Origin of the sequence: Vibrio sp. FF145, from assembly GCF_041439075.1 — a bacterium.
Classification (GTDB): domain Bacteria; phylum Pseudomonadota; class Gammaproteobacteria; order Enterobacterales; family Vibrionaceae; genus Vibrio; species Vibrio tasmaniensis_A.
On record NZ_JBGONH010000001.1, the window covers coordinates 47,290 to 60,451 of the forward strand.

At 44.5% G+C, this 13,162-nt stretch carries 14 protein-coding genes and 1 other annotated feature (1 of these 15 cut by a window edge); of the genes, 4 read left to right on the forward strand and 10 right to left on the reverse strand.

Annotation, left to right across the window (positions count from 1 at the left end):
* Positions 1-5: 5 nt before the first annotated feature.
* Positions 6-584, reverse strand: a complete 579-nt coding sequence (locus tag ACED42_RS00225) for a thymidine kinase (protein WP_371700915.1) — start codon at positions 582-584, stop codon at positions 6-8.
* 97 nt (positions 585-681) lie between these two features.
* Positions 682-2,067 carry a cysteine--tRNA ligase gene (gene cysS / locus ACED42_RS00230; protein ID WP_009848796.1) on the reverse strand — a complete coding sequence of 462 codons (1,386 nt, stop codon included), beginning with the start codon at positions 2,065-2,067 and terminating at the stop codon, positions 682-684.
* Between the two features lie 190 nt (positions 2,068-2,257).
* Here cysS and ACED42_RS00235 point away from each other — a divergent pair, with 190 nt between their 5' ends.
* From ACED42_RS00235 to ACED42_RS00250, 4 genes are all read left to right on the forward strand, one after another.
* A complete protein-coding gene (locus tag ACED42_RS00235) occupies positions 2,258-2,752 on the forward strand; it encodes a peptidylprolyl isomerase (RefSeq protein ID WP_004734582.1) in 495 nt (164 codons plus the stop codon).
* Between the two features lie 84 nt (positions 2,753-2,836).
* Positions 2,837-3,571, forward strand: a complete 735-nt coding sequence (gene lpxH, locus ACED42_RS00240; protein WP_017098163.1) for a UDP-2,3-diacylglucosamine diphosphatase — start codon at positions 2,837-2,839, stop codon at positions 3,569-3,571.
* A 123-nt stretch (positions 3,572-3,694) separates the two neighbouring features.
* Positions 3,695-4,912, forward strand: a complete 1,218-nt coding sequence (locus ACED42_RS00245) for an EAL and HDOD domain-containing protein (protein ID WP_017098162.1) — start codon at positions 3,695-3,697, stop codon at positions 4,910-4,912.
* 118 nt (positions 4,913-5,030) lie between these two features.
* On the forward strand, positions 5,031-5,543 hold the full coding sequence (locus tag ACED42_RS00250) for a YchJ family protein (protein ID WP_017101634.1): 513 nt from the start codon (positions 5,031-5,033) through the stop codon (positions 5,541-5,543).
* Positions 5,544-5,793: 250 nt separating this feature from the next.
* Here ACED42_RS00250 and hisIE read toward each other — a convergent pair whose 3' ends face one another.
* From hisIE to hisG, 8 genes are all read right to left on the reverse strand, one after another.
* Positions 5,794-6,444 carry a bifunctional phosphoribosyl-AMP cyclohydrolase/phosphoribosyl-ATP diphosphatase HisIE gene (hisIE, locus tag ACED42_RS00255; protein ID WP_009848800.1) on the reverse strand — a complete coding sequence of 217 codons (651 nt, stop codon included), beginning with the start codon at positions 6,442-6,444 and terminating at the stop codon, positions 5,794-5,796.
* Positions 6,441-7,214, reverse strand: a complete 774-nt coding sequence (hisF, locus tag ACED42_RS00260; protein WP_017630683.1) for an imidazole glycerol phosphate synthase subunit HisF — start codon at positions 7,212-7,214, stop codon at positions 6,441-6,443. Before hisF ends, hisIE begins: the two co-directional genes overlap by 4 nt.
* Positions 7,196-7,933, reverse strand: coding sequence for a 1-(5-phosphoribosyl)-5-[(5-phosphoribosylamino)methylideneamino]imidazole-4-carboxamide isomerase (gene hisA / locus ACED42_RS00265; protein WP_012604374.1), 738 nt, complete (start codon positions 7,931-7,933; stop codon positions 7,196-7,198). The genes hisF and hisA overlap by 19 nt, the downstream gene beginning before the upstream one ends.
* A 43-nt stretch (positions 7,934-7,976) precedes the next feature.
* The gene (gene hisH, locus ACED42_RS00270) at positions 7,977-8,591 is read right to left on the reverse strand and encodes an imidazole glycerol phosphate synthase subunit HisH (protein ID WP_371700918.1); all 615 of its coding nucleotides are present in this window, start codon (positions 8,589-8,591) and stop codon (positions 7,977-7,979) included.
* 25 nt (positions 8,592-8,616) lie between these two features.
* The gene (gene hisB, locus ACED42_RS00275) at positions 8,617-9,705 is read right to left on the reverse strand and encodes a bifunctional histidinol-phosphatase/imidazoleglycerol-phosphate dehydratase HisB (RefSeq protein ID WP_371700920.1); all 1,089 of its coding nucleotides are present in this window, start codon (positions 9,703-9,705) and stop codon (positions 8,617-8,619) included.
* A gap of 130 nt (positions 9,706-9,835) precedes the next feature.
* Positions 9,836-10,876: a histidinol-phosphate transaminase gene (hisC, locus tag ACED42_RS00280; RefSeq protein ID WP_017098158.1), complete on the reverse strand. Its 1,041-nt coding sequence runs from the start codon at positions 10,874-10,876 to the stop codon at positions 9,836-9,838.
* Positions 10,877-10,885: 9 nt separating this feature from the next.
* Positions 10,886-12,205 (reverse strand): histidinol dehydrogenase, encoded by a 1,320-nt coding sequence (gene hisD, locus ACED42_RS00285; protein WP_371700922.1) that lies wholly within the window; start codon positions 12,203-12,205, stop codon positions 10,886-10,888.
* A complete protein-coding gene (hisG, locus tag ACED42_RS00290) occupies positions 12,205-13,101 on the reverse strand; it encodes an ATP phosphoribosyltransferase (protein ID WP_029223133.1) in 897 nt (298 codons plus the stop codon). Before hisG ends, hisD begins: the two co-directional genes overlap by 1 nt.
* A 53-nt stretch (positions 13,102-13,154) precedes the next feature.
* Positions 13,155-13,162 (reverse strand) — a sequence feature (His leader region) (it continues 128 nt past the right edge of the window).

Consider the following 13,162-nt stretch of genomic DNA (forward strand, 5'->3'; position numbering starts at 1 on the left):
GCTGCTTATTTACCTAACGCTTCTTTATAATGTAAACGGCAAGCCGAAACATATTGGTCATTGCCACCAATAGCGACTTGGTCACCTTCAGCAATTGCCACACCGTGCTCATCTGTACGAATTACCATATTGGCCTTACGGCCACAGTGGCAAATTGTTTTAAGTTCTACTAATTTGTCAGCCCAAGACAACAAGTAGCGGCTACCTTCAAACAGTTCACCCAAGAAGTCAGTGCGCAAACCGTAACAAAGTACAGGGATGTGCAGCTTATCAACCACTTCTGTTAGTTGGTAAACCTGCTCTTTCGATAAGAACTGACACTCATCGATCAATACACAATGACGCTTTTCTTCTTCGTTGAGTTTTTGAATTGCCTCCAACATATTGGTGTCGTTTTTAAACAATTGAGCTTCAGATTGAAGACCAATTCGTGAACTCACTTTACCGATACCATAGCGATCATCTAATGCAGCCGTAAAGATCACTGGTGTCATACCACGTTCTTGGTAGTTGAATGAAGATTGAAGAAGCGTTGTTGATTTACCCGCGTTCATTGCCGAGTAATAAAAATACATCTGAGCCACAGAAATATTCCTGTTAATTAAAAGTTGAAGATAAAAAGGTGAAATTAGAGAATTTTTGCTAGAAAAAAGGGCTGAAAATCAGCCCTTTTTATAAGATTTACTTACGACGCCAAGTCGTACCTTCTGGACCATCTTCCAGAACAATACCTAGCTCGTTCAGCTTATCACGTGCAAGATCGGCATTTGCCCAATCCTTCGAAGCGCGAGAGTCATTACGTAGCTTAATTAGGCCTTCGATTTCAGCGACTTCGTCATCGTTACCGGCTGCATCGCCTTGCAAGAAAGCTTCTGGATCTTGGTGAAGAATACCGATGATGTCTGCCAGTTCACGCATCAACGCACCTAGTGCACTTGCTTTTTCTATGCTTTCAGTCTTGATACGGTTGATTTCACGAGCCATTTCAAACAGCACTGAATAAGCTTCAGGTGTGTTGAAATCATCGTTCATCGCTGTAGAGAAACGAGTCACATACTCTTCACCACCAGCAGGGGCTGCGGTAACGTCTAGACCACGAAGTGATGTATAGAGACGTTCAAGTGATGCACGAGCCTGATTTAGGTTATCTTCGCTGTAGTTTAGTTGGCTACGGTAGTGACCAGACATTAGGAAGTAACGAACTGTCTCTGCATCGTAATGCTGAAGTACGTCACGGATAGTGAAAAAGTTACCCAGTGACTTAGACATTTTTTCTCTGTCTACCATCACCATGCCACTGTGCATCCAAGTATTCACATACTGGGTGCCATGTGCACAGCAAGATTGTGCGATTTCGTTCTCGTGGTGCGGGAACTGTAGATCCGAACCACCACCATGAATATCGAAGTGATTGCCAAGAATAGACGAGTTCATTGCTGAACATTCGATGTGCCAACCTGGACGACCTGGCCCCCATGGCGATTCCCACGTCGGCTCACCAGGCTTAGACATCTTCCAAAGAACAAAGTCTAACGGGCTACGTTTTGCAGAATCGATGTCAACACGGGCGCCAGCTTGAAGCTGCTCAAGATCTTGCTTAGAAAGCTTACCGTATTCGTCAAACTTCTTAACTTCGAACATCACGTCACCGTTGCTTGCAACGTAAGCAAAGCCACGTTGAATTAGCTTTTCTACTAACTCAATGATCTCTGTGATGAATTCAGTCGCACGAGGCTCGACATCTGGGCGTTTCATGTTCAATGCATCGAAGTCCGCGTGCATTTCACCGATCAGACGCTCAGTCAGAGAGTCACAAGACTCGCCGTTTTCATTAGCGCGCTTGATGATTTTGTCATCGATATCAGTGATATTACGAACGAAATTCAAATCGTAACCAAGGTAACGCAGGTAACGAGTTACCACGTCAAATGAAACGAACGTACGGCCATGACCAATATGACAGAGATCGTATATGGTTACCCCACAGACATACATACCGACTTTGCCAGCTGTAATTGGTTTGAATTCCTCTTTCTGTCTTGTGAGCGTGTTATATATCTTCAGCATGATCTCTATCTATTTTATGGATTAATCAAAAATAAGATCGCAGTATAACAAGTCATACCTTAATAGGTAATCCCCCAAAGCAGGAATTACCTCAAACATCCGAGTTAAGTTAATGATTTGGTGATTTGAAAGTCCGCCAACATGCGCTAGAATTCGAACTTCATATTAAAAAGACAGTAAGGTAACAATCATGATCATCCTTCACACAAATTTTGGTGACATCAAAGTTCAACTTAACGAAGAAAAAGCACCAGAAACAAGCGCAAACTTCCTACAGTATTGCCGTGACGGTTTTTACGACAACACGCTATTCCACCGTGTTATCGATGGTTTCATGGTTCAAGGCGGCGGCATGACTTCTGGCCTTAAAGAAAAAACAACTCGCGCGACTATCAAGAACGAAGCAAACAACGGCCTAGCGAACAAAGTGGGTACGCTAGCAATGGCTCGTACTATGGAACCGCATTCAGCGAGCTCTCAGTTCTTCATCAACGTTAACGACAACTCTTTCCTAAACTTCCGTAGCGAAAGCCTAGACGGTTGGGGCTACTGTGTATTCGCAGAAGTTGTTGAAGGCATGGACATCGTAAACAAGATCAAAGGTGTTAGCACTGGTTCTATGGGTATGCACCAAGACGTACCTCTAGAAGAAGTGATCATCACTGGTACTACAATCGAAGCTTAATCACTTGCTTTCGGTTAGTATTAATAATTGATGAGCCGATAAAATCAGGATATAGGGAGCGAATCGCTCCCTTTTTTTAGACCTATGAAAACATATTTTATATCAGATCTACACCTTGCTCCGTCGCGACAAGACATCACAGACTGCTTCTTAACCTTCATGAAGAACGAGGCCGTAGAAGCGGATGCACTCTACGTGTTGGGTGATCTTTTCGAATTCTGGATTGGTGACGACGATACAAGCGAGTTCGCGAATTCAATTCGCCAAACGTTTATAGACTTAGTTAACACTGGCGTACCTTGTTATTTCACACAAGGCAATCGGGACTTTTTAGTTGGCAAAAAATTTGCGAAACAAACAGGCGTACAGCTTCTAGATGAAGTTTCTACTATCGATATCTACGGACAAAAAGCAGTGGTATTGCATGGTGATACTCTGTGTACCGAAGATATAAAGTACCTCGCCTTTCGTGAAAAAGTTCATCAGCCCTGGTTACAATGGGTCTTTAATAGAATTCCATTTTTTATCAAAAAGAAAATTGTCTCCAAGGTTCAGTCTGATATCAAAGATGATAAGCAGACAAAGTCACTCGACATCATGGATGTAACACAGCAAGAAGTCGAAAATGTGATGAAACAACACAACGTCGATTTGATGATCCACGGTCATACTCACCGTCCAGACATACACTCCTTCAGTGCTAACAATTGCACTAAAACCCGTATCGTACTGGGTGATTGGTATACCCAAGGATCAGTTCTGGTGTTCACTCCGCAAAGTTTTGAACTACAGAATCGCGAGTTTAGCAATCGCTTTTAGCATCACGCTTAAACTTTCACTTTTATTATTATAATCGGTCAGATTTTCTTCACTTGTATATGGTAATTTCTCCTGAATTAGCTATTATTTGTCTATCAAAAATAAACCGAACACAGTACCAAGTTGAAATATTCATACGTAGCGCGTCAACCAATACTCGATGCAGACAAGAAGACCATAGGTTACGAGTTGCTATTTAGGGATGGTCCTAAGAACACTTTCCCTGAAGTAGAGCCGGAGCTCGCTACTAGCCGTTTGCTTTCCGACCACTTCTTATCTACCCACTATAATACATTGGGCGATAAGCTTGGATTCGTTAATTTTCCATATGCAAGCTTGGTTAACCTAGTCCCGACTCTATTTCCGAAAGAGAGCTTAGTTGTCGAGGTACTGGAAGACTGTGAGCCAACAGACGAACTGCTAGAAGCCATCATCACAATTTATGATGCGGGTTACACGATCGCGTTAGATGACTTTGTGCCTAGCAAAGCATGGAAACGCTTCTTACCTTACGTATCAATTATCAAATTCGACATACGTTTGATCTCAATCGCTAAAGCTGCGATGTTCATGAACACTCTGAAAGACTTGAATATCGAGTTTCTAGCGGAGAAAGTAGAAACTCACGAAGAATACCAAGAAGCAATCCAAGCCGGGTTTAACTATTTTCAAGGCTACTTTTTCAGTAAGCCGGAGATGATCCAAACTCGCGCATTAAACCCTGCTTTTTTAACCATTGTTCAACTGTTGAAAGAGATTGCCAACGATCCTATCAACTTTGCCGAAGTAGAGCGTTTGATTACCCTTGATATGACTATGTCGTATAAGCTGCTCTCTTACGTGAACTCCGCTGGTGGCTCATCAACACCGATTCGTTCATTCCACCAAGCGCTTGTTTATCTTGGTGAACAAAAACTACGTAAGCTAGTGTCACTGGTTGCTATCGCATCCGCGAAAGAAGATAAACCAGACTCACTTTATGGTTTAGCCGTGATACGCGCGCGCCAATGTGAACTGTTGGTCGAGAAAATGAACGTTAAGGTTGAGCCCGGGCAAGCCTTTTTAACTGGCATGTTCTCGCTGCTCGACTCCCTATTCGATCTGCCGTTAGTAAAAGTACTGGACTCGGTGCCGATCGATGATGAGATTAAACAAGCCTTGATTCAACGTAAAGGCGTATTAGGTGCCATTTTGGCGATGGTCATAGCTTATGAACAAGCTCGCTGGGATGAAGCAACGCGCATTCGTAAACTGCTCAAACTCAACGAAGCAGAGCTAGGTCAAGCTTATGACGAAGCAACTTCTTGGGCTCAAGACCTGCTGTCTCCTACTTTGAAATAGTTCACATCACACAGCTACTTCAATCGAAACTCAGCTTTGGTGAGCAGTCGTTTCTTGATAAACTCCAACACATTCATTTATGGCCTCTTAACAGAGGCCATTTTTACAGGATTTGACCATGTCTTTATGCCCATGCGGTAGCAAAAATACTTACCAACAGTGCTGTAAATCAGCACACCTTAACCACAGTGCCGTTGAAACACCCGAGCAATTGATGCGCTCACGTTATTCTGCACATGTACTTGGTTTGGTGGATTATGTTGTTGCGACTTACCACCCTAGCTGCAACGCAGAAGCGCAAAGAGAAGGTATTGCCGAATCTATCAACAGTGATTGGGCAGGACTAGAAGTCATCGATACTGCGGTAGGCTCGCACCAAGACGAAGGCTTTGTTGAGTTTAAAGCTTACTTCAATGAAGAAGGCGCACAATACTGCATGCAAGAACGCTCTCGCTTTATACGTGAAGACGGTCTTTGGTACTACATTGATGGTACCTTCCCAGAGCAGGAACAAACTACACAACCAGAGATAGATCCTCGCTTAAACCAAACCGTTGAGAGCTTCAAAATTGGCCGTAATGATCCGTGTATTTGTGGCAGTGGTAAGAAATACAAGAAGTGCTGCGGGTAACTCGTTCGACTAAGATGTCAGATTAAGAGAAGAGATTCCTGATGTCGCTTAGGCTCCTCGGAATGACGCAAAGTCAGAGGTTAGAAAAGTGACGTAGAGCTTAAAAAGCTTGAAATCTTGAAATCTTGAAATCTTGAAAAACTAAAAAACTAAAAAACTAAAAAACTAAAAAACTAAAAAGCCACGTAAACATGTTTGTTTGCGGGGCTTTTTTCTGTCTTTTACGCGGTTCTATTAATTTAAAGAGAGCTTACTTATGACGCTCTTTTAGCTTGTTCACCACATCGTTCATCGATAAGCCTTGGTCTTGAAGAAGAACCATTAGGTGGTAAATCAAATCTGCTGATTCACACACTAATTCCGCCTTATCGCCCGACGTCGCCGCAAGCGCGACTTCAACGCCTTCTTCGCCCACTTTTTGCGAAATACGCTTGGTGCCACGGGCATATAGGCTGGCAGTATAAGAAGATTCAGGATCGGCGTCCTTGCGGGCAGCCAGTAGCTGCTCAAGCTGATGAAGCCACACCATCTGAGACTCTTCTTGCTTGTCTCCATCCCAACACGTTGTTGTACCTGTGTGGCACGTTGGACCAATAGGATTAACTTTAACCAGTAAGGTGTCGCTGTCACAGTCCAAGGCGATGTTTTGCAGTTGCAATACGTTGCCTGACGTTTCACCTTTCGTCCAAAGGCGCTCTTTGGTGCGAGAGAAAAACGTCACATTGCCAGTTTCACCTGTTTTCTCAAGTGCTGCTGGGTTCATGTATCCCATCATTAGCACTTGGCTTGACTGGTAATCTTGAACAATCGCTGGCACTAAGCCATCGACTTTTTCCCAGTTAATACGCTCTGACAATGCGCCTACTTCTGTTTTTGATAAGCTTGCGGTTTCAAAACTCATAGTCGCACCTCTACATCTTGTTGTTTTAAATACTGTTTAAGTTCACCAATATTGATGACTTGCTTGTGGAATACCGAAGCTGCTAGCGCTCCGTCCACGTTGGTCTTCTTATAGGCTTCAGCAAAGTGCTCCATTGCACCTGCGCCACCAGAAGCAATCAGGGGTACATTGCACACTTCACGTACCATGTTTAACTGTTCGATATCATAGCCGTTACGAACGCCATCTTGGTTCATCATGTTTAACACGATCTCACCGGCGCCACGCTTCTGTACTTCTTGCACCCAATCTTTGGTTTCCCATTTGGTCGCTTTAGTACGCGCCTCATCGCCAGTGAATTGGTAAACCTGATATTTACCGGTTTCTTTATCGAAGTATGAATCGATACCAACAACGATACACTGCACGCCGAACTTATCAGCAAGGTCAGTGATTAGCTGTGGGTTAGCCAATGCAGGCGAGTTGATGGATACTTTATCTGCACCAAACTCAAGAATGCGTGCTGCATCTTCCGCAGACTTAATACCACCAGCCACACAGAAAGGAATATCAATCACTTCTGCTACACGTTTCACCCAGCTTTTATCGACCACACGGCCATCACTTGATGCGGTGATGTCATAAAATACTAATTCATCAGCGCCCTCTTCTGCGTAGCGTTGTGCTAGCGGAACGATGTCACCAATAATTTCGTGATTACGGAATTGAACGCCCTTAACCACTTGTCCATCACGGACATCCAAACAAGGGATTATTCGCTTTGCCAACATGCAAATGCCTCCTCTGCGGTGAACTTGCCATCAAGCAGTGCACGACCAACAATCACACCCGCAACGCCGCTGCCTTTAAGTGCTTCGATATCAGCTAGGCTGCCAATGCCACCCGATGATTGGAATTGCACTTGTGGGTACTGTTTACAGAGATCAACATAGAGCTCTACGTTTGACCCTTCTAGCGTGCCATCACGTGAAATATCGGTACACAGAACGTGTTTAAGGCCAACCGTGAGGTAGTCTTCAATCAGCGCTTCAATAGTCACGCCAGAATCTTCTTGCCAACCTGAAATCGCCACTTTACGTGTGCCGCTTTCGTCGATGTTAATATCCAGAGCCAGCACGATTTTTTCAGCGCCGTACTTCTCCATCCAACCTTTCACCAACTCAGGTTGCTTAACAGCTGTAGAACCAACTACAACGCGTTGTGCGCCAGCTTCTAGCAGATCAACAACATCTTGCTCGTTACGCACGCCACCACCAATCTGGATGTTTGCAGGCGTGCTAGCCAGTAGCTTAGCAATCAAGTCTAACTGACGAGCGGTTGTGTCTTTTGCTCCAGTTAAGTCAACAAGATGCAGCCAACCAGCGCCAGCTTGGTGATACAGATTAAACTGCTCTGCTGGGTCTACTTTGTATTCTGTTACTTGCCCGTAGTCTCCTTGGAATAAGCGAACTACTTGGCCTTCAATTAAATCTAACGCGGGAATAATCATTTACATTCCTTATATGGCAACGTTAGCCGCTGCCTAATCCTTATTACAATTCCAAGAAGTTCTGAATCAGCTTAGAGCCAGCTTTCGAAGATCGCTCTGGGTGGAACTGAACACCATAATAATTGCCACTTTGAACCGCTGCTGTGAATGGATTACCGTAATCACATTGTGCGATGGTGTAGTCACCCACGGGCATTGCGAAGCTGTGAACAAAGTAGAAGTATTCGCCTTCTTCAATGTCTTTGAATAGAGGGTGATTAGGTGTTGCCGTGACGGTGTTCCAACCCATGTGTGGTAATGGCAAATCACCCGTTTCAAGTAAACGAACTTCACCATCACACAAACCTAGGCATTCAACTAACTCGTCAGCCTTTTGGCCTTTCTCTTGAGACAGTTTGCCTAACAGCTGCATACCTAAACAGATACCTAACAGAGGCTTCTCTACTTGCTTCACAAGGGTAACAAGGTCACGTTCTTGCAGGTTCTTCATTGCCTCACTTGCTGTACCTACACCGGGTAGGAATAGCTTATCGGCAGCAAGAACAACTTCTGGTTCTTTTGAAATTTCAACTGCGTAGCCCAGACGTTCAATCGCAAATTTCACCGATGAAACGTTGGCACACCCAGTATCAATGATGACGACTTTTTGATCTTTCATTGTTTTTTCCTTGCTAACGTTAGCCTTACAGGACGCCTTTGCTGCTTGGTAACTCGTTACCTTCAACTTTGATTGCTTGGCGAAGAGTACGGCCAAACGCTTTAAACAAGCTCTCAATGATGTGGTGGTCATTATTGCCAGAAGAAGAAAGGTGTAGCGTACAAGCCAGTGTGTCGGTTAGAGAGCGGAAGAAGTGAACCACCATCTCAGTTGAAAGATCACCCACTTGCTCGCGGCTGAATTTAGCATCGAACTTCAAGTATGGACGGCCAGAAAGGTCTAGCGCACACTGAGCCAAACACTCATCCATTGGTAGGCTGAAACCAAAGCGGCCAATACCACGTTTGTCGCCTAATGCATCTTTCAATGCTTGGCCTAAAGCAAGTGCGGTATCTTCTACTGTGTGGTGATCATCAATGTGTAGATCGCCTTTCACAGTCAGGTTCATTTGGAAACCGCCGTGTGTCGCGATTTGATCAAGCATGTGATCGAAGAAACCCATGCCAGTATCGATCTTATTGCCACCGGTTTCATCAAGGTTTACTGCCACCTTGATATCCGTTTCTTTAGTGGTACGAACCACTTCAGCAATGCGCGCATTAACCGTCAGATCTTTAACGATTTGTGGCCAGCTAAGCGTGCCTTCAGTTTGCGCATCTGGTCCGTATTGGATACCACGAATTGCCATGTTCTCAGCAAGTTGAAGATCCGTCATTCGATCGCCAATCACGACTGACTTTTGGAAGTCAACTTTACCGCCTTGTAGGTATTCTTTAACCATACCAAGCTTAGGCTTGCGGCAAGAGCAGTTGTCTTCATCAAAGTGAGGGCAGATTAGAACATCATCAAACTTAACGCCCTGAGACTCAAAGAACTCCATCATCATATTATGTGGAGCATCGAACTCTTCTTGCGGGTAGCTATCTGTGCCTAGACCATCTTGGTTAGTAACCATCACTAAGCGATAACCTGCATCTTGCAGTGCAAGTAGGCTAGGGATCACTAACGGTTCGAATTTTAGTTTGTCTAAACGGTCTACTTGAAAGTCAACTGGCGGCTCAACAATTAAGGTGCCGTCACGGTCTATAAAAAGTATTTTCTGTTGTTTACTCACTTGAACTTCCTTTTAATTTTAAATCTGCTGGCCTAGCTAAAATCAACGCTAACCCAAAATATTGGTTTCACTTGCCAGCCTGCAATTAATCCACTCAAACTGGCAAATGTTATTACTGGTAAACCTTTCGTTACTGATAAAAGTTACGAATGAATCCAAGTGTCTTTTCGCACTCTTCGCGATTACCAATACTAATACGAACACAGTCTTCAATTGGTGAATTACGCAAAATGATGCCCGTATCCCAAGCCGCTTTAAATAACTCATCGCCGTTCGGGAATTTAACCAGTAGGTAGTTACCCCAACCATCAAATACCGTCACTTGAGGCATGCCTAATAGACCTGCTTGTAAATACGCTCGGTTAGCACTTAAATCCAGAACTTGGAACTTAGCACGCGCTAGTCCTTGCTCTGAAAGTGCTTGAACGGCAATGTCAGCAACAGGGATTGGCACTGGATAAGGAGCAATCACCTTTAACAATACATCGATAAGCTCTTTGTTCGCTAGCGTAAAGCCACAACGTAAACCCGCTAAAGCAAATGCTTTCGAGAGAGTTCGAAGAATCGCTAGATTCGGATACTGAGCAAGCAAATCCACCGTTGATGCTTCAGGGCAGAAATCGATATACGCTTCATCCATCACCACAATCGCTTTGTCTTGTGTCATTTCAAGCAGTTTAACGATGTCTTTACGGTTAACTAAGTTACCTGTTGGGTTATTTGGACTACAAACAAACACCACTTTTACGTTGTCAAGTTGAGCTTCAATAGCAGGAAGATCCAATTGCCATTCAGAAGTCAGAGGCACCACTTTACGCTCAACACCAATCGTCTCTGCACTGATTGCGTACATACCGTAAGTGGGTGGGCAGTAAAGAATAGCGTCTTCGTTCGGCTCACAGAAAGCACGAATCAGTAGTTCAATGCCTTCGTCAGCACCACGAGTAGTCAACGTTTGCTCTGGTGCAACACCCGCATATTGAGCGTAAGCATCGATTAGCTCTTTAGGCTGACACTCGCTGTAGCGATTAAGTCGAGTCAGATTTAAGGTGTACTCGTTATCAAACGGAGATTCGTTGGCGTTCAACCATACATCTCCGCTGCCACCAATGCGTCTTGCAGACAAGTAAGGTGTTAGAGCCTGAACTTGTTTTCTTGCTAACTTTTCCATGCCCTACCCTTATTTCGCTTTATTTAGCTGTTCAAATCGATTTAATTTTTCAACTCGGATAGTCACCGCACGTTTGTGTGCGTCCAAACCTTCGGCTTCCGCCATTGTGACTACCGTTGGCGCTAGGCCTTGTAAGCCATCAGCTGTTAGCTCTTGTACCGCCATACGCTTAGAGAAATCAGCCAAACCTAGGCTTGAATAGGTTTTGGTGTAACCGTAAGTCGGTAACACATGGTTTGTGCCTGATGCGTAGTCACCTGCAGATTCTGGAGACCAGTCACCCAAGAAGATTGAACCAGCGTTATCTAGCAATGGCAGTAATTCTCGTGGACTCTTGGTCTGAACAATCAAGTGCTCAGGACCATAGAAATTCGAAATCGCAATCGCTTGAGTGATCGATTCAGCAATGATGATTAGACTTGAAGCCAATGCTTGCTGAGCGATGTTCGCACGAGACAGCTCTTTCAGTTGCTTCTGAACCGCATCGGTTACTTGGTCGGCAATAACTGGTGATGGTGTTACTAATACAACCTGAGAATCTGGCCCGTGTTCAGCTTGGCTCAGTAGATCAGCAGCAATGAAGTCAGCATCCGCAGTTTCGTCTGCAATCACTAACACTTCAGACGGGCCTGCAGGCATATCAATCGCAGCGCCACGGAAGTCGTTACTTACTTGGCGTTTAGCTTCCGTTACGTAAGCGTTACCTGGGCCGAAGATCTTATCAACCTTAGCCACACTCTCGGTCCCGTAAGCCATGGCAGCAACGGCTTGACCACCACCAACATTGTAAACCTCATCGATTTTACAAAGATTAGCGACATACAAGATTTCATCAGCAATTGGCGGAGGTGAGCAAAGCACAACCTTACGACAACCCGCAATTTGAGCAGGTACACCTAACATAAGAACCGTTGACGGAAGTGGCGCGCTGCCACCCGGAATATAAAGTCCAACAGTATTAATCGCGCGCGTCACCTGCTCACACACAACACCAGGCTGTGTTTCAACCTTAATTGGCTGTGGCTTTTGAGCTTCGTGAAACTTAGCAATGTTGCTGTAAGCTTGCTCCAACGCTTGCTTCATCTCTGGTGTTAGACGAGCACATGCCTCTTCGATCTCACCTGAACTAACTCGGATAGATTCTGGAGTCACACCATCGAACTTTTCAGTCAGTTCCTTAAGTGCGGCATCGCCTTCATTTCGTACTTTTGCAATAACATCAGAAACAGTCGCTGTGATGTTTGCACCTTCAGTAATAGCTGGACGCTCTAATACCGAGTCTTGCTGTGATTCACTTAAAGATTGCCAAACAACGGTTCTCATCGTCACTACCCCATCATTTTTTCGATTGGTAATACTAGAATCGAGCTTGCACCCAACTCTTTCAGCTGTTCCATAGTTTCCCAGAACAAGTTCTCTGTACTTACGAGGTGAACTGCAACTTTGTCTTTGTCTGTTGATAGAGGAAGAACCGTAGGATCTTCAGCCCCAGGCAGTAGTGCTTTGATTTGCTCGAGCTGAGACGTTGGTGCGTGAAGCATGATGTACTTCGACTCTTTCGCTTGTTGAACACCCTGCATACGAGTCAGTAGTTTTTCAATCAATGCCGTTTTGTCTGCATCAAAATCACCAACACGTTGAATCAGTGTTGCTTTAGATTGGAAGATAGCCTCGGCTTCCTTTAGACCGTTTGCTTCTAGCGTTGCACCTGTAGAAACTAAATCTGCGATAGCGTCTGCTAGACCTGCGCGAGGGGCAACTTCAACTGAGCCAGTTAGCATACAAGCGCTGAATTCAACACCCTGCTCGTCCATGTAGGCTTTTAGTAATTGTGGGTAAGTTGTCGCAATACGTTTACCCGCTAGGTCTTGTGGGCCGTTGTATTCTTCATCTTTGTTGATTGCGATAGAAAGGCGGCAACCACCGAAGTCTAAACGACGTAGTGTACGAAACTCTGAAGGCTCCTTTAGAGCGACACGGTCTAGGCGAACTTCTTCTAGTTCATTCTCACCGATAAAACCAAGGTCAACCACACCATCCATGATAAGGCCTGGGATGTCGTCATCACGAACGAGTAACAAGTCGATTGGCATATTTAGTGAATGAACAACTAAGCGCTCACCCATGATGTTAAATTTCACACCACATTTTTTAAGTAGATCTTGGCACTCTTTACTTAAGCGACCTTTCTTTTGAATTGCGATTCTTAGGCGTTGTGTCTGCATTGCTGTATCCCTGTGCAAATATTTGAATTTATTGATTATTTAAAAGTGCTAAAACTAAAAA